19 protein-coding genes and 1 pseudogene are annotated in these 19,451 nt (G+C 69.3%); 4 read left to right on the top strand and 16 right to left on the bottom strand.

Going from position 1 to position 19,451, the window contains the following annotated elements; translation table 11 throughout:
- Positions 1-90: 90 nt before the first annotated feature.
- The gene (locus POL25_RS21185; RefSeq protein WP_272087943.1) at positions 91-1,197 is read right to left on the bottom strand and encodes a pyridoxal-phosphate dependent enzyme; all 1,107 of its coding nucleotides are present in this window, start codon (positions 1,195-1,197) and stop codon (positions 91-93) included.
- An 860-nt stretch (positions 1,198-2,057) separates the two neighbouring features.
- Between POL25_RS21185 and POL25_RS21180 the strand changes: the two genes are divergently transcribed.
- The gene (locus tag POL25_RS21180; protein ID WP_272087942.1) at positions 2,058-2,480 is read left to right on the top strand and encodes a hypothetical protein; all 423 of its coding nucleotides are present in this window, start codon (positions 2,058-2,060) and stop codon (positions 2,478-2,480) included.
- Positions 2,481-2,545: 65 nt separating this feature from the next.
- Here POL25_RS21180 and POL25_RS21175 read toward each other — a convergent pair whose 3' ends face one another.
- The 13 genes and pseudogenes from POL25_RS21175 to POL25_RS21115 form a co-directional block, all read right to left on the bottom strand.
- A complete protein-coding gene (locus POL25_RS21175) occupies positions 2,546-2,884 on the bottom strand; it encodes a hypothetical protein (protein WP_272087941.1) in 339 nt (112 codons plus the stop codon).
- 153 nt (positions 2,885-3,037) lie between these two features.
- A pseudogene (locus tag POL25_RS21170) lies at positions 3,038-4,422 on the bottom strand (IS3 family transposase); the annotation flags it as partial.
- Between the two features lie 508 nt (positions 4,423-4,930).
- On the bottom strand, positions 4,931-5,284 hold the full coding sequence (locus POL25_RS21165) for a hypothetical protein (protein WP_272087940.1): 354 nt from the start codon (positions 5,282-5,284) through the stop codon (positions 4,931-4,933).
- Between the two features lie 85 nt (positions 5,285-5,369).
- Positions 5,370-7,352, bottom strand: coding sequence for a ParB/RepB/Spo0J family partition protein (locus tag POL25_RS21160; RefSeq protein WP_272087939.1), 1,983 nt, complete (start codon positions 7,350-7,352; stop codon positions 5,370-5,372).
- Positions 7,353-7,399: 47 nt separating this feature from the next.
- Complete coding sequence (locus POL25_RS21155; RefSeq protein ID WP_272087938.1) at positions 7,400-8,212, bottom strand: hypothetical protein; 813 nt, start codon at positions 8,210-8,212, stop codon at positions 7,400-7,402.
- Positions 8,213-8,279: 67 nt separating this feature from the next.
- Complete coding sequence (locus POL25_RS21150; protein ID WP_272084108.1) at positions 8,280-9,251, bottom strand: IS110 family RNA-guided transposase; 972 nt, start codon at positions 9,249-9,251, stop codon at positions 8,280-8,282.
- A gap of 425 nt (positions 9,252-9,676) precedes the next feature.
- The gene (locus POL25_RS21145) at positions 9,677-10,195 is read right to left on the bottom strand and encodes a hypothetical protein (protein WP_272087937.1); all 519 of its coding nucleotides are present in this window, start codon (positions 10,193-10,195) and stop codon (positions 9,677-9,679) included.
- Positions 10,188-10,742, bottom strand: coding sequence for a hypothetical protein (locus POL25_RS21140; RefSeq protein WP_272087936.1), 555 nt, complete (start codon positions 10,740-10,742; stop codon positions 10,188-10,190). The genes POL25_RS21145 and POL25_RS21140 overlap by 8 nt, the downstream gene beginning before the upstream one ends.
- Before the next feature lie 452 nt (positions 10,743-11,194).
- The gene (locus POL25_RS21135; protein ID WP_272087935.1) at positions 11,195-11,431 is read right to left on the bottom strand and encodes a hypothetical protein; all 237 of its coding nucleotides are present in this window, start codon (positions 11,429-11,431) and stop codon (positions 11,195-11,197) included.
- Entirely contained in the window at positions 11,428-11,706 is a 279-nt protein-coding gene (locus POL25_RS21130) for a hypothetical protein (protein ID WP_272087934.1), read from the bottom strand. Before POL25_RS21130 ends, POL25_RS21135 begins: the two co-directional genes overlap by 4 nt.
- On the bottom strand, positions 11,703-12,074 hold the full coding sequence (locus POL25_RS21125; RefSeq protein WP_272087933.1) for a hypothetical protein: 372 nt from the start codon (positions 12,072-12,074) through the stop codon (positions 11,703-11,705). Before POL25_RS21125 ends, POL25_RS21130 begins: the two co-directional genes overlap by 4 nt.
- Before the next feature lie 14 nt (positions 12,075-12,088).
- A complete protein-coding gene (locus tag POL25_RS21120; protein WP_272087932.1) occupies positions 12,089-12,892 on the bottom strand; it encodes a protein phosphatase 2C domain-containing protein in 804 nt (267 codons plus the stop codon).
- Positions 12,893-13,044: 152 nt separating this feature from the next.
- A complete protein-coding gene (locus tag POL25_RS21115) occupies positions 13,045-13,695 on the bottom strand; it encodes a tyrosine-type recombinase/integrase (RefSeq protein ID WP_272087931.1) in 651 nt (216 codons plus the stop codon).
- A 51-nt stretch (positions 13,696-13,746) separates the two neighbouring features.
- On the opposite strand from POL25_RS21115, the gene POL25_RS21110 reads away from it, so the two are divergent.
- A complete protein-coding gene (locus POL25_RS21110; protein WP_272087930.1) occupies positions 13,747-13,932 on the top strand; it encodes a hypothetical protein in 186 nt (61 codons plus the stop codon).
- Positions 13,933-14,134: 202 nt separating this feature from the next.
- On the opposite strand, the gene POL25_RS21105 is transcribed toward POL25_RS21110, so the two are convergent.
- A complete protein-coding gene (locus tag POL25_RS21105; protein WP_272087929.1) occupies positions 14,135-15,091 on the bottom strand; it encodes a protein phosphatase 2C domain-containing protein in 957 nt (318 codons plus the stop codon).
- On the opposite strand from POL25_RS21105, the gene POL25_RS21100 reads away from it, so the two are divergent.
- On the top strand, positions 15,090-15,377 hold the full coding sequence (locus POL25_RS21100; RefSeq protein ID WP_272087928.1) for a hypothetical protein: 288 nt from the start codon (positions 15,090-15,092) through the stop codon (positions 15,375-15,377). The two genes, POL25_RS21105 and POL25_RS21100, sit on opposite strands and share 2 nt — an antisense overlap.
- A gap of 15 nt (positions 15,378-15,392) precedes the next feature.
- The gene (locus tag POL25_RS21095; RefSeq protein ID WP_272087927.1) at positions 15,393-16,658 is read left to right on the top strand and encodes a tetratricopeptide repeat protein; all 1,266 of its coding nucleotides are present in this window, start codon (positions 15,393-15,395) and stop codon (positions 16,656-16,658) included.
- A 174-nt stretch (positions 16,659-16,832) separates the two neighbouring features.
- On the opposite strand, the gene POL25_RS21090 is transcribed toward POL25_RS21095, so the two are convergent.
- Complete coding sequence (locus tag POL25_RS21090) at positions 16,833-19,403, bottom strand: serine/threonine-protein kinase (RefSeq protein ID WP_272087926.1); 2,571 nt, start codon at positions 19,401-19,403, stop codon at positions 16,833-16,835.
- Between the last annotated feature and the right edge of the window lie 48 nt (positions 19,404-19,451).

Genomic DNA, 19,451 nt, shown 5'->3' with positions numbered 1-19,451 from the left:
CATCGACCGTGCTGCCCCTTCGGACATGTCCTGTGCGACATGCCCTTCGGGGCATGTGCGATCGTCCGTCCGACCGCGGGCGCGCCGTGGTCAGCGCGCGGCCGGCAGGGCCGCGCCGGCGCGGATCAGTCGCCGCCGCAGCGCCAGGGGCACGCGCGCCTGCCAGCCGGCGACGATGTGCGGCCGCAGGTCGGTGGCCCCGTGGGTGTCCCAGAACAGCACCGGCCCCGCGACCTCGCCGGCCGCGAGGTCGCGACGCAGCGCGGCCAGGCACTTGCCGGTATAGGTCGTCTCGAGCTCGAGCCCGCCGCCCGCGGCCAGGTCCACCGCCTCCTGCCCGGCCGTGGTCGGCACGGCGTATCCGGAGCCGACCTGCGAGTGATCGATCGACCAGGTCACGCCGGCGCGCGCGAGCAGCCCGGCCGGACCGAGCGCGGCCAGCTCGGGCTGCAGCCCGGCGTCCACCAGGGCGGCGAAGGCCTGGTTCAGCGTGCGCTTCAGCAAGTATGTCCCGAGGTACAGGCGCTCGAGCGCCGAGACCACGCGGATGCGCACCGGCAGGCCCGCGAGCGCCAGCCCGAGCGCCAGCCCACAACACGAGCCGCACGTGCCCCCGGTGACGTAGAGCGCCTGCGGGGCCGGCAGCAGGCCCTCCTTGACCTGCTGGGCCAGCTCGAGCCCGGCCTCGACGAAGCCGAGGCAACCGATCCCGGTGGTCCCGCCCGGCGGCATGTAGACCCCGCTCTGCGGCGGCTTCGCCCACGTGCGATAGCCCAGCCACGCCAGCGGCAGCGCCGGCCGCGTCGGCACGGCCCACAGCTTGGCCCCGGTCGACAGCAACACCGCCAGATCGTCGAGCGTGTGCTCGGTCGGCACCTGGTCGAACACCCACGCGTGCAGCTCGCGGTCCTGGGCCTGGAGGTGCAGCGCGAGGGCGACGAGGTGGTGGCTGCCGATCCCACCGACCGAGAGGATCGGACGTCGATCGTCGTACGGCGGGTTGGCGAGCAGCCACTCCAGCTTGCGGACTTTGCCGCCGCCATAGAGTCGGCTGGTCTGATCGTCGCGCTTGACGTAGACCGCGGCGCCTGGAGCGTCGAGCCACGGCGCCCGCTCGACCGGGGTCGGCAAGGTCGCCAGATCGAGGCGAGCCGGGGGTTTGCGCAGGAACGACGAGAGGTGGTGGTCGCGCTTCATGGGCCGAGAAACGAGCGGAGCCAGCTTGCCCGAGAGCCATTACGCCGCGCAGCAGCGATAGGCGAGACCTTCCTCATGGGAGGACTCGGGCTCGAATCACCCCGATGCTGGGTCGCGGCCGCAGGGCCCGGTATGCTTCTCGCTCTAATGAAACCTTGTCCCTACTGTGGGGGACAGGTCACCCCGGGAGAAGACCAAGTCACGCGACGACATGGGCATCTCCTGTGTGGATGCATGACGCCAGGCCCCCTTGAAAAAATCAAGAGGGCAAAATAAATTTGCGGACAAGAGTTGCGGACGCGACCCGCGACTCGGAAGACCCGGTGCAACCCACCGGGTCTTTTTTTGGTTTTATTGGACGACTCCAACCTCGTCCTCGTCTTCATCGAGGTGGCCGTCTCGTTGAGGTCCTCGCCAAGGCGCCTGCATCGCGCTAGGGGCGCTATTGCATCGCGCTAGGGGCGCTACTGCATCGCGCTAGGGGCGCTACTGCATCGCGCTAGGGGCGCTGTGCATAGCTTATGCATGGCTCCACAGGCAGCCCCCTACTCCAAGCGCCAACTCGAGCTCGGTCACGGGCGGACATGGCCTACCCAGGGGACAAGACGGCGCTGATGGTTGTGCTACTGTCCAAGGAGCATGACAAACGCCAACGCCAAGCGTGATGTCCAGCGTGCTCTGGAGCGTGTCCGGACTGCCACTCCGTCCGGACAATTCCAATCGCAAAATTCAAGCGAGGTAGCGCAGGTCGTGGTCACGATCGGCAACGTCGCAGCGAGAGTCGGTGGGTTAGTGATTCGGGGCCCAGAGAGCTATGAACGCGGTGCCCAGAGCTCCGTGAAGAGCGAGCCGAGCAAGAAGTGAGCGACCCCAACAAGACGAGTAACGAGCAAGCGTTGCAGCACGTGGGAGATGAGGACTCGCCAGAGGTCCTGCAACCAGAAGAGGAAGGCGTCCACCCTGCGCTGAGCGAACAGCAGAGCGCCCTGCTGCTCGCGGTTCGCGACATGGTGATCCAGCCCCTGGTCCGCGTCACAGAAACCGACATCGCAGCGCGTAGAGAACAAGGGCGTGAGGAGCTTGAGTTCGCGGACCGGCACCTGCAGCGGGAAAATGCGCTGCAGCTGCATCGGTTATATGTGACGGGAACCGTCATCCTTGTCCTAGTTATCGGGGCCCTGCTTCTTCTCTTCTACGACAAAGAGACCGGCCTCATCATTTTGACCATGATCTCCATCGCTGGCGGGGCGTTCAGTTTCGGCAGAACTCGACAAAAGGACTGACGCGGCTGTAACCGCGGGTCCCTCACGTAGCGCTCGGCACGCGTGGCGAGCGCCACGCAGCAGGGTCACTTGCTGAACATTCGCCGGAACACTCGTACTCCGGCCACCACCTCACGGCCGGCGCGATGGTAGCGCTCGGCTCGCGTGGCGAGCGCTCCGAGCCCCTCTAGCGCTTCGCTCGCGGTGGCGGCCCGCTTCACGCGGCGCCACTCCTCAAGGAGCGCGTTCTTCTCCTTGTTGAACTCCTCCTCGACTGCTTGCGCCCATGGAGGCATGCCCGCAGCGGACGTCGAGCCCGGCGGCTCGTCGCTAACGGGGGCGTCCGGATGCTCGAGCAACCGCACGCACTCCTGAAAGGCCCAGGTCACCTCGAGGAACTCCGCAGAGGAGTCGCGGCCCGTCATGTCCGGAGCCTGTCAATGACTTTGAGACACGGTGTTGGTCGGGTTTAGTGATTGTGAGATTTCGCCGGAGTGGTGATGAAAGGATGGATCGGTCGTGCTGCACCCGTCCGAAAGGACATGGACGTCGTACTCGCGAAGGCCGCGTTCGAGGCGGCGCGGTGGGTTGATGTAGACCGCGGCGGGAGGCCGGCGCGGCGTGGACAGTCCGCGGACGAAGCGCTCGGGATGGGCTTCGTAGGCGGCGTGGAGGGCGGCAGCCCTGATGGACAGGATGGCCTCGGTGCGGCCGTAATGCACGTCGGCGGGCGCCAGGAAGGCGATGCCGGAGTGGCGGTGGTGATGGTTGTAGCCGTCGACGAAGCGGCCGCAGAAGGCGTGGGCGTGGTCGTAGGAGGCGAAGCGGTCGGGGTAGTCGTGGGTATACTTGAGGGTCTTGAAGTGGGCCTCCGAGTACGGATTGTCGTCGCTGACGTGGGGCCGGCTGTGCGAGCGGCGGGCGCCGAGGACGTCGTAAAGGTCGGCGAGCTCGCGGGAGGTCGGGACGGCGCCGCGATCGGCGTGGATGGTCAATTGGTCAGGTTGAATGTTCTGCTTGTCGCAGGCGGCGCGGATCAGGCGCGCAGCGATGTCGGCGCTCTCGCGGCGCGCCAGGGTCCAGCCGACGACGCAGCGGCTGTAGATGTCGAGCAGGACGTACAGGTAATAGTATTGGCCCTTCGTCGGTCCCCGCAGCCAGGTGACGTCCCACGACCACACCTGGTTCGGCGCGGTCGCCAGCAGCTCGGGGCGCTTGTACTCGGGGTGCCGCCGCTGTCGCCGGCGCTCGCGGAGCTCGCCCTCGGCGGCGAGCAGGCGATACATGGTGCGCGCGCTGCATAGCCAGCGCTGCTCGTCGAGCAGCATCGGCACGATGACCTCGGGCGCCTTGTCGACGAAGCGCTCGCTGTGCAGCAGTTCCAGCACCTCCTGGCGCTCCACCGCGCTCAGCGCCCGTGGCGACGGCCGCGGCTTCGCCGAGCTCGGCGACGGCGCAGGGCGGCGCCGACGGTACACGGTCGCCCGCGAGACCCCCAGCGCCTCGCACGCCCGCGACAGACCTGTCCTCGCGGACAGATCGTCCGCTTGCGCGATCAGGGCTTCTCGGACGGATCGATCGTCGCGAGCGGGATCCCGAGCAATTGCGAGACTTTTTTTTGGACATCGATGATCAGCTCCGCCGTCTCGAGCTTGTGCTCGAGCTGCGCCACACGGCGGCGCAGGCGCTCCAGCTCCTTCTGCTCGGGGTCCTGCTTCGGCTTCGGTCCGCGTTTCTTCGGCTTCAACGCGCCCAGCGTACCCTCGTCTCGCTGCCGCCTCCAGGTCGACAACAGCGAGCTGTACAGGCCCTCCTTGCGCAGGATGGCGCCGATCTGCCCATCGCTCGCGTGGTCGGTCTGCGCGAGGATCTTCCGCTTGTACGCCGGCGTGAAGCTGCGACGCGTCGCCTTCTCGGCGGTCTCGGGGTCGGGCTCTCGTGCTTGAGTCGCCATCAGATCCATGCCTCCTTCCTCGCCCGATTCGAGCCCGAACTCCACCCGCGAGTGCGCCTCGGCATCGCCGCAAGCGCAGCAAGAATTTCGACGGGACTACGCCCTTGCTGACTCGCCGCATCGGTACCCGGCGACCTCGACGCGCTCTCGCCTCGCCGACTCGATTGCTCCTTGTCTCTGCTCCGCAGCAGGGCGCTCCTGGCGATCGGGCCCGCTGTAGGTGAAGCAAGAACTTCGACGGGACTATACGATTGCTGACTCGCCGTATCGGCGCCCAACGGCCTTGCCGTGCTCTCGTCCGATCTACTCGATTGCTCTCCGTTACCGCTCTTCTCGATGGTTTGGTGACTCATGTTCTCGATTCACGGTCTCGCCCTGCTCTCTGAATTCCGAAGGAGCCGTGTCTCACGCGATATTGGCAGGTAGGGCATGGTTGCCTCCGGAGGCGGTCCCCCAGTCGGCGCCTTCTCTGAAAGCTGAACGTGACGTCCCTTCTGCGGCTGTTCGAGTCGCGCCATCACCCCTCGCCTTCTGCGGGGCCCACCGCCCGCGCCTCGCGGATCTTCGCCAGGTACGTGCCCAGGGTGGGTTTCAGGTCATCCGGCACCGTCTTGATGAAAGCGCCCAGATGCGCCTCGAGCGTCCCTGCCTGTTCCGACCAGTCCTGACGCCGCTCCTGGAGCGCCGTCATGGTGGCGACTAACGCCACGACGATCTCATGGACCTGCGCCCGTGGTCGCTGGGTCGTCGCAAGAGATGCCGCGAGATTGGCGATCGCCTGCAGCACCGCGGCGAGCAGGCAGTAGGCGTGGGCGTTGGGATCCCCCTTCAGCCTCTGCGCGAAGATTTTCTCCTGTTCCGTCAACTCCATGTCTTCCATCCATTCCGCTCGCCATCGGGCCGAGCGTCAGTTTGCGTTGGTGCATCAGCGCCAGCTTCCTTCGCCGGCATTACGCCTATTCGGCCGCGTCCTCCGCTTCCAGGAGCGCCAGCGCTTCGCCGCCGGTAGCGAAGCGCTGGTCGCTGGAGGCGGCATCTTTCAGGACCTCGGCGACTTCGAGACCGGCCTCCATCACGAACAGACCCAGACTGAGTCGCTCGTTGGTCTCGAAGTCCCAGCTTGCAACGTACTTCCCCAAGAGGTCGCCCGTCGGAGCCAGCAGCAGCATCGCGGGCGTGACGCCCGAGTCGCGCAACGCGGCGGCCATCTCGCTCGAGCAGCCCGACTCGAGGCTGGGCGTCTGCGTCGCCTGGCGCCACGAGGCCGTTTCCTCGCTCGTGAACCCTCGCCGACTCCAGCGAAGCTCCTCATGCTCCGCGTATGTCGTGACGCGTTGCCCGTCGCGACCAGCATCGGCTGCGACTTGCGCCTCATTGATGATGAAGTCGTCGAGCAGGCTCCCGAGCGTGACCGTGTCGCTGGCGAGGCCCCAGGACTCCTCCTCGACCTCGTCGAGCAGGTGAACCGTGGGCGATAGGTTCAGGTGTTCGGGCAGCGCCCCAACCCCCTGCAGGCGTTTCGCTTGCTCGGGGCCGATCTCGTCGCTCGCCGCCATCCACGCCATCTGCGAGGTCTCGTCGAAGCCCGCTTCCTGCCACCGCAGCCGCTGTTTCGCCTGCTTCGCCGGATCCACGAAGGCGCCACGGATCTGCGGCGGTAGGGCCGCCATCGCATCGTGGTCGCCGGCCATGGCCTTGGCCATCAGCACGAACGGCCCGAGCTCGGCCGGCAGCGAGGCGGCAGCGAGGCGTTCCGCGGCCGCGTGGATGGTCCGGCTGGCCATCGTCGGCTTCTTGGGCGCCACCACGGGCAACGGTTGCCCAGCGAGATAGCAATCGATCGCCTGGCAGCGGGGACCGCCGGTCTTGTAGGAGTCGGTCGCGCGCGCCGCCTCGACTTGACGTTTCTTCGACGGCTCCATGGCCAGCCTGTACGCCACCACCGCCGGCAGCTTCCCCTGCGTCACCTCGTCGCGCAGTTCGGCCGCGAGCTTGTTCAGGCTGTGCAGGTTCGTCACGGTGCGGAGGCTCTTACCCGTGCGAGCTGCAACGTCCTCGAGGCGGTAGCCGGCGGCGAGCAGCTGCTCGACGCCGTCCGCCTCGCGGATCAGATCCTCCTCGAGCCGCATCTGGTTGGCCACCACCGCGGCCACCGTGCGCGCCTTGCCTTCTCGCCGGACCATCGCGTGAACCGTCCGAATCAACACCGGCGGCGCCAGCGTCGCGCGCTTCCCGTCGTTGGTGCGGCGAACCTGCTGCATCCACTCCTCGAGCAGGAGGCGGTTCGCCAGGCGGGTCGCCTGCGTGCGCCGACTCCCGCTCCCCGAGTACAGCCTGGTCGTGCCGTCCTCGTCCTCGTGCGGCGTCAGTTGCAGGACCTCGACGACCTCGCCCACGGCCTTGATCGACTCCGCCAAGCCGCGGTCGGGCGGCAGGAGGGCGCGCCGGTCGAACATCGAATGTTTCGGGTCGGTGGCGAGCTCGATGTGATGCGGGCTCACCTGGACGACCTGACGGTCGGCCAGCTTGCGGAAGTCGAGGACCACGCCGGCCTTCTCGAACAGCGCGTCCCGTTCGGCGGCCCACCCACGCCAGTCCCGCGGGCAGCTCGGCAGCAGCTCGTGCACGCGCTCCAGCACGCCAGGCCCCTCGCGCACCAACACGGCGAGGAAGCACGGGACGACGCCACCATCCTCCCATCGCGGCAGCGACTTGGCCCGGCGCGTTGCCTGCCATTCGAGATCACGCAGCACGAGGTCGCACGCAACCGCTGCCGCGTAGCACCAGCTGGGCGCGATGGCTGAAGCCGCCTCCTCCTCGGCGACCTTCGCCGCGGCCTTGGTCGGCTTCGCTGACTTGGGTTTGCCCGCCTGGGCGGGCTTGGCCGCAGTCGCTGCAGCCCGATTTGTCGGTGCCTTCTTGGTACTCTTGCTCGCCATGTCTGTCCCTTCGAGCAGGTCGTCAATGCTTAGCTGACGCCGCCGTGTCATCGTGAGTCGTCCTCCGCAGCGGCGACTTGCCGCTGCAAGAGTTGCGAGAGTCGTTGCTCGACGAGTCGTTGCTCGACGTCGTCGAGGTCGCCGCGTGCGAGCAGCGAACGGAAAAGCAGAACCGCTTGGGCGGGGTCGCGGCGGGCGACCTCGTCGAGCGCCGCGAGCTGCTGGGTACGGCGCTGGTGCTCGGTCGCTCGCTCGGCAAGTTCGAGCTCTTCCTCGCGCTCGAGGTCCTCGCTCGTCCGGCGTCGTGGCGGCTCCAGTGTCGGTGCGACCGCGGCGAGCGCCGCTCGGAGTTCGTCCAGCGCTAGCTCGCGTCCTTGCGACGTTGCGTGTTGCTCAAGGCGCCGAGCTGCATCGCGTGCGGCATCAGGCGCAAACAGGAGCGCTCGCTGGTGCGCGGGCAAGCTCGATGCTTGGGTCTGCTCCCACAGGTTGGGCGCACGAGGAGTCTCGACGAGCGAGAGGAGCTTCCGGACCTCGGCGCGCTCATCCACGCGAGCAGGTTCGATGCAGGCAGGGGCTGTCCGCTGCGCCAACGCTGGGCCCTGACGCTTCGCTGCAAGCCGCGCCTGATCGTTGCACCAACGCGACCAGCGTTCGCCGACGAACATCTCGGGACCGTAGAACTCCGCGGCCTTCGGGTTGACCTCCGCGACGACGGCAGGTGCATCTGAGAGCACGGCCTCGATGCGGGCGGCCGGCTCGCCCTCCGCCAGGAGTTCGACGAGATGACGCAACCCGCGCCGAGTCGGCGCGATCGCAGCAGCCCCCGGCGGCGGGACCGCCCGCGAGACGATCTCCAAAGCGATAGAGAAAAGATCGGAAGCGGAGCTCTGAGAGGGCGCGGGCGCGAGCAGTTGTGTTGCGGCGTCAAGTCGGATTCGACCAGGGCCTGTCATGAGCGACCATAGCGTTGAGGATGACGATCAGCTTGCGCATGCAGGCGGTGATGACGACCTTGTAGAGCTTCCCGGCGGCCGTGAGGCGCTCGTAGAGCGCCCGGATCGGCGGATTCCACTTCGCCGCGCTCACAGCGCCCATGTAAAGCTTGTCGCGGACTTCGTTGCGGCCACCCTTGACGGAGCGCTTGCCGTGCTGGCGGCCGCTGTCGCGGTTCATCGGAGCGACGCCGACGAGGGCACTGATCTCGCGGCGGCCCAGGCGACCGAGCTCCGGGAGCTCCCCGACGAGCGTGGCGGCGATGATCGGCCCGATCCCCGGTGCCGTTCGCAGGAGCGCAGCTCGCTTGGCGTCGTCGGGGTTGCCCTCGACCGCTTGCTTGAGCTCGGCCTCGACGCTGGCGATCGACTTCTCCAGCTCCTCCAGGAGCGGCTGAAGGTGCCTTCGGGTCGTCTCGCTCGCCGTCTTCAGGCGGTTGTTGTAGGCGGTGCGGGTGTCGACGAGGTCGCTGCGCACCCCTCGGAGGTCCGCGATCTTGCTCTGGTTCTCGGTCGGCAACATCGCCGGCTCGGGTCGTCGCACCTCGGCGAAGTACGCCAGCATCAGGGCGTCGATCTTGTCGGTCTTCGCCAGGAGCCCCATCGAACGGGCAAACGCCCGGGCATGGTTGGGCTGCACCAACGCAGCGCGAAGGCCTGCCTGTCGCATCGCGAGGTACGCACGCCGCTCGTAGCCTCCACTCGCCTCGAGCACGATGAGGACGGGATCGAGCTGCTGGAGGCGCTCGATCAGCGCCTCGATCCCTGCTTCGTTGTTGGCCGACGCCCATGCCTGGTGAGCTCGCTTCGTCGGCTGCGAGGCTTGGCTCGGGTCCACCGCCTTGACGGCGACGTCCAACCTGTCCTTCCCGACATCGATCCCGATGAAGTACACGCGCTTCATGTGTCGTTCTTCCCTTCCGTGGCTGTCCTGCTCGTTGCTTCGCTTGACCTACCGCCCACCCTTGTAGGATTCGAGCTGGCTGACGCTCATGCAGTTGTCCGGGCTCTTGAGGTCAAACTCGAACTTCGGGGCCTCGTCTCACGCGCGGGCTCGCTGCCCCAGGGACCCACGGCCTCTCGAAGTCCTCCGAGAAGTCTCGCCCTGCGAAGGAAGAAACGGCGGTACGACAGCTTACGAACCCGGCAGCGGTGGGGCCGATTTGAGTCCGCAGCCCCACAATCATCCAAGAAAAATCGAGATCGAACTTCGGGGGACCACACTCGCTACCGGGCTCGAAGCCCCAGGGACCCTCGGCCTCCCCGAAGTTCTGGAGGCTTCGCCGCGTCGGGCTCACCTCGTGCGAGGAACATACAAGGGACCCACCCTCAAGACCCAATTGGGACCCTTAAAGGATGGAGCGGATGGTTATCCGGGATCTCGCGGACAACCATCCCGCAGATCCCGGATCGCTGTCCGGGATCTGCGGATCGTTGTCCGGGATCTACCGCGGATCGTTGTCCGGGATCTGCTCCCAAATCGCGCTTGACGACAGGTGCGAATGGGTGTTTCGCCGCAAGATAGGCGTCACGGTGCTCGCGGTCGAGCAGCGCTAAAAAGCGTGAGTCCTTCGTGCGGAGGACCCATCCGGCGGGACCGAGCTGCCGATCGAGCGCGCGACGGATCGTCTCGAGCTCGAAGCCCAGGAGCGAGGCGGCCTCCTCCAGGCGGCGGACCTCGACTTTGGGCGCCTGGCGGATCGGTTGACCGCGTGATTTTCGATAGGCCTTGGCGTCGTCGAGGTCGGCATACGTCCAGAGCAGCGCCAGCAGCAGCCGGGCGGTGGCGCTCAACTTCTGGTTCTCCCGATCCGTTGCGCCGAACAACTGGCGATCCATCTCAGCCATGACGGTTCTCCTTGAGCGGCCAGAATTCGTGAGGGAGAGGCGCGGTGAACGCCTCATCACCAGGGCGCACCGACCAGCCGAGCCACGCTGACGGAAGCGGCGGCAGCAGACGGCGCGACCAGACCGGCGCCGTCACCTGGCGGCCCTGCTGGAAGAGCAGGAAGATGTGTCCCACGAAGTCGCCGCCGAGCGGCCTGCCTGTGCGGCCGTGCCCTCGCTTCAGCTTCAGCCGGCCAGGGATGGACCACTCGTCAACCGGTGGCGAGCGCCGCAGCTGCTCGTCGTCAGCCTCGCTGCCGCCGAACGTGCTGCGGAGGAGGAGGAGGACGTGGCCCATCGGCTCGACGACATCGAGGCCCAGCGCGAGCGTCTCGCGGGCTTTCGTGTATGGGGGGTTGCTGACCACCAACTGGGGCCGGTAGCGCTTCAGGGCCCCGCGCGCCGCGGCGCCGAAGTAGTCGTCGGCGACGAAGCTGTCATAGTGGCGTCCAGCGAAGGACTCAGCCTTACGGATCTCGAAGCCGCAGCTCTTGGCAGCGGGCCACACGTGCCGAGCGTGCTGGCCGAAGACGCCGGCCCCAGTGCCCAGGTCCGCCCAGCGCTCGGGACGGATCCCGTGCAGCTCGCGAGCAGCGACGAGGCCCTGCTGAGCGACGGCGCCGGCGGTTAGATAGACCTCGAACCGCCGGCACTCTTCAGGATCGAACGCGCGAGGGTCCGGCCCTTGGAGGTGAGGGTTGCTGGTTCGCCGGCCAAGACCAGGCCGTAGGCGACGAGCTTGGGCAGGTGTCGTCGTGTCGGCCAGTAGAGGCGCTGATAGAGACGCACCAGCGCAATTCGTTGGCGGCGCGTTAGGCTCGCCAGAACTTGTAGAGCGTCCACGCATCATCACTCCCGGCACGCCCGCGTGCCGTCCACAAAATCGGGGAAGGGTTGCGGGTCTCTCCCCGCCGTCACGCCAGCGACCCCCCATGGGCAGGGCGGCGTTCCCCTGACAGTTCACTGCTGCGTCTCCATCTCGGAGGCGCGTTCAGCGAGCGGCAACTGTTGCGCCCACGGCTCGTTGGCGGCAGTGAAGCCAGCGAAGGTGCATCGGCTGACGCCCCGCACGTGAGACGCACGGACAAGCCCCCGGTTGATCGCCAGGAGCGCCTGCGAATCATCGATGCATTGCTGTGCGAGCTGCCGCGCGAGTGCACGAACAGCGAGTCGTTGAAGCACGCGGAGGGTGCTCACGGCCCCTCCGCGTCGCGGATGGACACGAAGCGACGGGACTTCGCATCGAAGATGACGAGCGGCCGCAGGAACGGCGACTCGTCATCGGGGGGGGAACTGCCGGTGGAGGCGTACCAGGCGACGCGCGCCGCGTTGGCCTCCGCGAGCGTGAGGCCCGCGAGCTCCACGACCGTGTGTGCGATGCTGCGTGCCCAGTCGTCGTGGTCGTGGTCGACCGCATAGTCGAGCGACCCGAGGATCCGGCCCACGTGGTGCTTCCGTTCGGCCTTCTTCACGGCAGCACCTCCTTGGCGCGGGCGCCCTCCGCCGGGCGGGGCGCCTCGGAGCAGACCCCACGCAGCATCCCAACCACCGCTCCGTCCCGATCGCGGACCTCAGCGACCGCCAGGTCACAATCCGGGCAGGCGGCGACGTCCCCGCAGGCGCAAGGCCCTGTGCAATTCCGGTAGTAGGCGCCGCATGTGTTGCAGACGAGGCGAGCGTCGCACTTCCTGCAGTACAGGCGTGTGAGGACGCGGGCCAGGTCGCACGTCAGGGCGACTTGATGGCGGGCGAGTGCGCCGATGTTTTGCTCGAGGTAGCGACCCACTGCGCCGAGGACGTCGGTTTCCGGCGGGCCGACCAGGCCGTCGGCATCGTCCATGTGGACCTTCGGCATCACGCTCCCCCCGCTTCGCCAAGGCCCAGACCAGCGGCGCCGCGGAAGCGTTCGCATGCCCACGCCAGCGCGAAGTCATCGGACCCGTTGGGCCGCGCCAGAGCACCAGTGAACTGGTCGCCTCGCCACTGATCGCACCGCAGCAACGCCTGGACTTGTGGCTCTTCGTCCAGCCCATCACTTGCGACGTACAGCGTCAACGCAGGGCCCTCCGCCTCGAGGACGGGCTCGAGGCCCCGCGCCACAACCTCGACGTCGCCGCTCCTGCACAGGTGCGCGACCGTCGTGTGGAGCTTGGTGACCTGTCGCCGCTCGTGAGCCGACCACCGCGTGCCGTAGCAGGCAACAGATGCCGACGACGACGGCGACCGGTAGCCGTGCGCGAGGCTTCCGCTCGCCCCCCAGCAGCCGTCGCCGATCCGCCAGATGCTGGTCCAGGTGGGCGTGCTGACGGCGAGGACGAGGGTGCAGTGCAGCAGCGGCCCAGCGCCGTCGCCGAGAGCAACCCACAGGGGCAGCAAGTGCCTCACGAGCAGTGCGGCCACGTGGAGACGCAACTCGGCCGGCCCGAGACCTCGGAGTGCAGCATCAGAGGCGCTCCGCGCCGCCAGCTCCGCGACCAGGCCCGCGCCGACCTCTGCGCGGCTTGGCAGCTTGCCGACGCGGCTCGCCCCATCCGCGACCGCCAGGACGACGGCCCCAGGATGACGGAGTGCAAGCGCGTGGTCCTGGCCGCCGAGCCGGTGGCGAAGATGGCGCTCGCCGGCGTCAACGAGGACGCCACTCGCGAAGGCGCGCTCCATGTTCAGTTCCCAAACCGAGGGCGGCGGCGCGTGGTCCGGCCGCTGCGTTGGGACGTCAGGGGTGCGCCGCAGGTGCGAGGGCGACATGGTGTGGCGCGCCTCCTCCTGTGGCGGGACTTGATGCGCGAGCGTCGGCGCTGGGCGGAGGGAATTCATCCGAGTCCCCCCAGCCGCGCCATGATCACGCCGGCACGACGCCCGGCCTTCGCCGCTTGCGGCGAGACCGTGGCGTGGTTGTAGTGCTTGTCGAAGACCTCCTCGGAGTTGGCGAGGACCTCGCTGGCCTGTCTCGAGGTAAAGCCAGCCTCGATCAGGTGGGTCGCCGCGTTGTGGCGCAGGCCGTACAGCGGGATGGCCGTCAGCTCGGCGATCGTCAGCGCCTCGTGCCAGACGTGCCACAACGTCGACAGCGGCTTGCCGACGCCGGAAGGAAACACGAGGGGCGACAGGTGGCCAACGACGCGATGCTGCTCGCGCAGGATGCGGGCCACTGGCATCGGCACAGCGAGGGAGCGAATGCCGCGCTTGGTGGCGATGCGACGAGCGATCGGTTGGTCCGTGTCCAGGTCGACCACCTGGGCCCAGGTCAGGTACTGCAACTCTTTGGGCCTCCGGGCCCACAAGTAGAGGCAGCGGATCAGGCGGGTGGCCGAAGCTCGTGTCGCTTGCCGCAGCTCACCCTTGTGGTTCCGCCGAAGCCGGCGGCGCTCGATGACGTCCAGGGCCTCGAGGACGCGCCGGCACTCGGACGGCTCGAGGCGGATGTCACGCGGCGAGGAGCCGAAACGCGGCACGACCACCACCGGGTTGGTCCTCGGCTCGCGCCAGTCCTGCAGCTCGGCAAAGTCGCAGACTTGCTTGAGGAGGTCGCGGCACAGATCGGCCGTCCGCAGAGTCGGCTTGCCGGTGTTCTTGCCAAGCCGGTTGCCGATGACCTCGTGCCAGGTGTTGGCCTCGCTGGACTTCAGATCGACGACCGGACGAGCCCCGAGCTCGCCGAGCTGGTCGCGGAGGTCGGCATAGCGACGGACCGTTCGTAGGCGATGTCGCCGCGCTTAACGCGACGCCAGCAGTGCTGGAGAAACGCGAGCCAGGCCTCGCCGAGAGTGGGAGATTCTGGGCAGCACCACGCCAGATCGCGGCTATCAAGCGGGGAGTCGAGGTGAGGATAGACGGAGTCGTTCGCAGACACCCCGCCGTATTCGCTGCTGCGCGCTGGAGAGAGGAAATTCTGCGCAAGCATTACGCGTCCTCCTCTTCAGCCAACTCCGGTTGGCCCAACCGCAGTTGGGAGTCCGACAGCCCGAGGGCCCTCAGACTCAACTCGAGTTCGTCCCCGACGTGCTGCGGCGTCGCGGCATCGCGCAGCACCTGAGTGGCCAGCGAGCCCCCCCACGCAACGCCCACGTCGTCGGACGCGCCTCGGACTCGCTCGTGGAGGTCGCTCGACATCACCGCCGGCGACGCGAGCAGGAGCTGGGCACCCTCCTCCGACAGTCCATCCGTGGCCACGAAAGCACCGCGAAGCCCCGCCAGATCCCCGATCGCGTGGAAGGCGGGCAGCATCTGAGCGGGCCGCTGTTCGGGGAACGCCCACGAGCAGGGCAACCCCGACACAACCTCGCCACGCCGACGCCAGTGGACCGCGTAGGCATCTTCTGAGGCGATGACGCGCGCTTCCGTGGTGCTGTCGCCGACAGCATGATGAAGCTTCGACGTCGTCATCGTGCGGTTGGCCAACCCCGACGGGGGGTGGCCGACACGACGCATCAGTTGCACGTCATCGGGCAGCCCGACGAGCGCAGCATCGCCGTCACCACAGAACCACGCGGCGGCCTCCTGGGCCCCAACGACGAGCAACACGAGCGTGCACGGAAGAGCAAGGCGCGCCTCCTCATCCCCCAGCGCACAGAGAGCAGCACGGAGCGCTGCGCCGACCTCCGTTTGAATGGCCGAGGGCACCAGGCGCACTGGGCCACCGCGCAGCAAGTGGTGAAGTGCAGCACGCAGCGCAACACGCGAGGTCAGGTGCGCGCCGAAGTGCGTGTGCGCGCGGCTCGACACTCCGTCCGCGACCACCAACACGCGCCAGCCATCGAGCTCGCTGGCGATGGCCGCATCGCAGCACCGCGCGCGGTCGCGCCCTTGAACATCGAGGGAGCGAAGGATCCAGCGCCCGAGATTGGTCGGTTCACCCATGGGCGACCTTCCTTTCGGCCTGGCGACTGCCGACCCGGCTCGTGACCAGCTTCCGGCTCACGCCGAACAGACGCGCGACCGGCGCGTCGCCCAGGCCGAACGCCTGGGCCGGGATCTCATTGGCGGAAGGGCCAGTGACCTGGAGGGCAGACGGAACCGGGTCCAGCTGGCTTTCGACGAAGGCGCCGGAAGCGACGGGCGAGCGATGCTCCTGGTGCAGCGCTGGAGCGAAGGTCCCGCCGGAAGGGGTCTGAATGTGGCCTACTTGGCCGGGGAGGGGCTTTGAGGTATCTCCCGTGAAGTGAAACCTTGCCCATTCTGTGGGGAGCAGATCCAGGAAGTCGCCGTCAAGTGCCGGTTCTGCGGTGAGTGGCTGGATCCGTCGCGGCGACCCGAAGCCGCGCCTGCGAGCGCCTCGCCCGTGAGCGCCGCGTTCGCCAGCCTGGCCCCCACCCGCGGCGAGGGCGAGCGTCCGCTCGGCGACTTCGGCCACACCTCGCAGTCCACGCCCGCGTCTGGTCTTTCGCACATGTTCCAGGGGACAGCCCCCGAGCCCGTCAGCGAGCCGCCGCCGAGCGCCAGCCTCGCGCCCGACAGCGTGTTCTCGACGACCCTGCGCGGCGGCATCCCGCCGCTGTCGGTCGAGCCGCGCGCCAGCCAGCCCGAGCCCGAGCGGCGCGGCGATCCGCTGGCCCGCTCGACCGAGTTCGGCTCGTTCGGCGGTGACCTCGATCTCGACGTCCTGCCCGCGCTCTCGCCGATCCGCACCACGCCGCCGCCGCCGCCCTCGCCCCCGATCCAGCCGATCGCCTCGGCGCCGATCCCCGCCCCGCCGAGCGAGCCGCCCCCGTCCTTCCAGGCCCGCCCCGCCGACGAGTTCATGCAGGCGTTCCTCGGCGCCACCGAGCCGATGGGCGACAGCGACAGCGGCGGCGACGACGACCTGTTCGCCACACCGCCCCCGCCCCCGCCCCCGCCGTGGCCGCTGATCGGGGCCGTGGCCGCGGTGATCGTCGCGGTCGCCGTGTACGCGATGCGCGACTCGCTGTTCGCCGACGAGGCCGCGGCCGACACGGTCGCCGCCGACACGCAGGGCGAGCCGCCCGCCGAGGCCAAGGCGCCCGAGGTCAAGCCCGAGCCGCTGCCCGAGCCCAAGGTCGTCGAGGCGCCCAAGCCGGCCCCGCCCGCGCCCACCGACGCGGCGTTCGTCGAGCGGCTCGACCGGGCCAAGAACGCCTACAAGGACGGCAAGCTCAAGGTCGCCTCGTCCGCGCTGACCGAGCTGTCGCAGCAGGCGCCCGAGCACCCCGAGGTGCTGCTGCTGACCGCCCAGGTCCAGCTCGAGCAGGGCAAGATGTCGGAGTCGCGGACCACCGCCGACAAGTGCGTGGCGGTCGACCCCAGCCTCGCCGACTGCTGGCTGACCCTCGGCGTGCTGCGCCAGCACGGCAAGGACGACGCCGGCGCCGTGATCGCCTACGAGACCTACCTGAAGCTGGCCCCGACCGGCCGCTACGCCCGCGACGCCAACTCCCAGCTGGCCCGCCTGCGTCGCAGCGCCGGCTGAACGAAGGGGCATGTCCGACCGGGCATGTCGCTTCGGGCATGTCCGCAAGGGCATGTCACCGGGGACATGCTCCCGGGGACATGCCCCACCGGGGACATCCCTCGTGCGCCAGCGTCCGGTGAGCGCGCCGACTTCGCAGCCCGGCCTGCGCGCCTGCTCGCCATCCCTGCCGCCTCAGTGCCGCTCGCACGCAGCGAACAGCGGCTCGGTCTCGGCCCGCCGCAGGTCGCCCTCCGGCACCGCGGCGCGGCCGCTGGTCAGCAGCGCGCACACGCGGGCCCGCTCGGCGGCGCGGCTCGCCAGCAGCGCCGCCAGGGCCAGCGACGCCTGCCCGCGCTCCAGCTCCGGGCCGCGGCCGTTGACGCGCACCCGCTCGAACCACCGGATCGCCTCGTCGCGCTGGCCGAGCGCCGCCGACAGCTCACCGGCCCGCAGCGCCGCGTGCGAAGCCTTGGTCGGCTCGCTCTCGAGCGAGCTCTCGTAGAGATCGGCGGCCCGCCCGTAGAGGTCGCGGGCCTCGAGCGCGCGCCCGGCGGCCTCGGCGATGTCGGCGAGCCCGACCAGCGCGTCGCCGACCGGCTCGCGCCGCAGGCCGTCGCGCTCGGCGATCGCCAGCGCCCGCGCGAGGTACGGCTGGGCCTCCGCGTGCTTGCCGACGCGCACGTAGGCGACGCCGAGGCCCGCCAGCGGATCGAGCAAGTACTGGTGCTCCGCGCCGAGCGTCGACTGCATCAACGCGATGGCCTCGCGGTAGCTCGGGATCGCCTCGGCGTACGCGCCGCGGAGGATCGCCACGTCGCCGAAGCCGACCCGCGGGTGCGCGCCGAGCGGGTGGTCGGCGCCGAACACGGTGGCGAACAGCTCGAGCGCCCGCTCGAACTGCGCCCGCGCCTCGTCGAGCCGCCGGTGGTTGACGTACATGATCCCGAGGTTGTGGTGGACGATCGCCGCCAGCGGGTCGGCCTCCCCGCGCACCCGCAGCGCCTCGATCGCCCGCTCGTAGTGGGCCCGCGCCAGCTCGACGCTGCCCTCGCGATCGTCGTGCAGCGTGCCGATGTTGTTGTGGAGCAGCGCGACCAGGCGCGCCTCGCCGTGCGTGCGGGCCACCAGCGCCTCGGCGTACATCACCGAGGCCAGCCCCTCGCTGCGCCGGCTCGCGTCGCTGCCGACCACGTACATGTGGATCACCGCCGCCTCGGCCGCGACGGTGTACTGGTCGTTGGCGATCCCGAGCCGCACCGCCTCGGCCAGCGCCGCCTCGGCCTCTACGCCCGGCGTGGCGGCCATTCGCAGCCGCCCGTCGCTCAGCGCCGCCTCGGCCGCGAGCGGCGAGTAGCCGAGCCGCGCCGCCTCCTTGCGCACCTCGGCCGCGATCCGCAGCCCCTCGTCGTAGCGCCCGGTCTGCTCGAGCACGTCGGCACGGGCCAGCCGGGCCCGCAGCGCCTCGATCTCGCGCACCACCGTCGGATCGTCGGGAAGGATCACGGCCAGCAGCGCGTTGGTGTCGGCGCAACCGGCCAGCCCGGGCAGCGCCGCGGTCGCCTGCACCGCGTTCTCGACGACCGACAGATCGGGCGCCGCGAACACCTGGATCAGCGCCGAGAGGTGCGCCAGCCGCTGGTCGAGGCAGGCGTTGCGCAGGTCGGTCAGGCGATCGGTCTGCAGCCCCGACGCGTGCTCCTGACACACCGCGCGCCGCTGCTCGCTCCACGCCTCGGCGTAGTCGTCGAGCCGGGCGATCACGCGGTCGCCGACGTCGCGCGCGAACCCCAGCCCGGTGGCCTTGAAGGCGCGACGCACGTCGATGCGCTGCGGCGGGCCCCACACCGCGTCGAGCCGCGCCCCCGCCGTCTCGCAGCGCGGGGCATCGCTCGCGCGCACGGTCGCGGTCGCGTAGCTGGCGACCGCGACGACCACCAGCGCCACGCTCACCGCGAGCACCCGCAGCGGCACCGCCCACGGGTCGTGCTCGAGCGCCGCGATCATGTCGGCCATGCTCGGCCAGCGCGCCTCCGGGGTCGGCGACAGCGCCCGCTCGAGGATGCGAAAGAACCGCCGCGGGATCTTCGAGTCGGACGGCGGCGGCGGCACCACCCCGATCTCGATCGCCTCGCGCAGCAAGATCGCCGTCGCCCCCGCGAACGGTCGCCGGCCGTACAGCGCCTCGTACAGCGTCACCGCGAAGCTGAACTGATCCGCCCGCGGCCCCGCCGGCGCCCCGCGCCACTGCTCGGGCGGCATGTAGCGCGGCGTGCCGAGCACCGTCGTGTCGTCCACACTGACCTCGGCCCCCGCCAGCCCGAAGTCGACCACGCGCGCCAGCCCCGAGCCGTCGACCACCACGTTGTCGGGCTTGAAGTCGTGGTGCACCACCCCGGCGTCGTGCGCCGCCTGCAGCCCGCGACCGGCCTGGATCAGCACCGCCAGCCGCTGCCGCCACGGCCGCGGCTCGGCCCGCATCCAGCTGCGCAGCGTCGCCCCGCTGAGGAACTCCATCACCAGGTAGACCTGGCCGCGGAAGTTGCCGACCTCGTACACGCGCACGACGTGCGGGTGCTCGACCTTGGCCAGCGCCTGCGCCTCGCGCAGCAGCGCCGCCTCGCGCCCCTGACCGTCGCTGTCCGGCAACACCAGCTTGATCGCCACCTTGCGATCGAGGTCGTTGTCGTAGGCCGCGTAGACCACCCCCATGCCGCCGGCGCCGAGCTGCGACAGCACGCGGTAGCGACCGATGCTGGGCGGCACCTCGATCGGCTCGGGCGAAGGGCGCGGCGAAGCGGGGGCCCTCTCCCC

It is taken from the genome of Nannocystis bainbridge (assembly GCF_028368995.1).
Taxonomy (GTDB): domain Bacteria; phylum Myxococcota_A; class Polyangia; order Nannocystales; family Nannocystaceae; genus Nannocystis; species Nannocystis bainbridge.
The sequence above is the reverse complement of the archived record's forward strand: the minus strand, read 5'-3'. Positions and strand labels throughout refer to the sequence as shown.

Bases quoted from the DNA above. Each gene is read 5' to 3' on its own strand.
- POL25_RS21100 (WP_272087928.1), top strand. From the start codon at position 15,090: ATGGGCGACCTTCCTTTCGGCCTGGCGACTGCCGACCCGGCTCGTGAC.
- POL25_RS21160 (WP_272087939.1), bottom strand. From the start codon at position 7,352: ATGGCGAGCAAGAGTACCAAGAAGGCACCGACAAATCGGGCTGCAGCG.
- POL25_RS21145 (WP_272087937.1), bottom strand. From the start codon at position 10,195: ATGGCTGAGATGGATCGCCAGTTGTTCGGCGCAACGGATCGGGAGAAC.
- POL25_RS21125 (WP_272087933.1), bottom strand. From the start codon at position 12,074: ATGGACGATGCCGACGGCCTGGTCGGCCCGCCGGAAACCGACGTCCTC.
- POL25_RS21150 (WP_272084108.1), bottom strand. From the start codon at position 9,251: ATGAAGCGCGTGTACTTCATCGGGATCGATGTCGGGAAGGACAGGTTG.
- POL25_RS21185 (WP_272087943.1), bottom strand. From the start codon at position 1,197: ATGAAGCGCGACCACCACCTCTCGTCGTTCCTGCGCAAACCCCCGGCT.
- POL25_RS21175 (WP_272087941.1), bottom strand. From the start codon at position 2,884: ATGACGGGCCGCGACTCCTCTGCGGAGTTCCTCGAGGTGACCTGGGCC.
- POL25_RS21120 (WP_272087932.1), bottom strand. From the start codon at position 12,892: ATGGAGCGCGCCTTCGCGAGTGGCGTCCTCGTTGACGCCGGCGAGCGC.
- POL25_RS21105 (WP_272087929.1), bottom strand. From the start codon at position 15,091: ATGGGTGAACCGACCAATCTCGGGCGCTGGATCCTTCGCTCCCTCGAT.
- POL25_RS21165 (WP_272087940.1), bottom strand. From the start codon at position 5,284: ATGGAGTTGACGGAACAGGAGAAAATCTTCGCGCAGAGGCTGAAGGGG.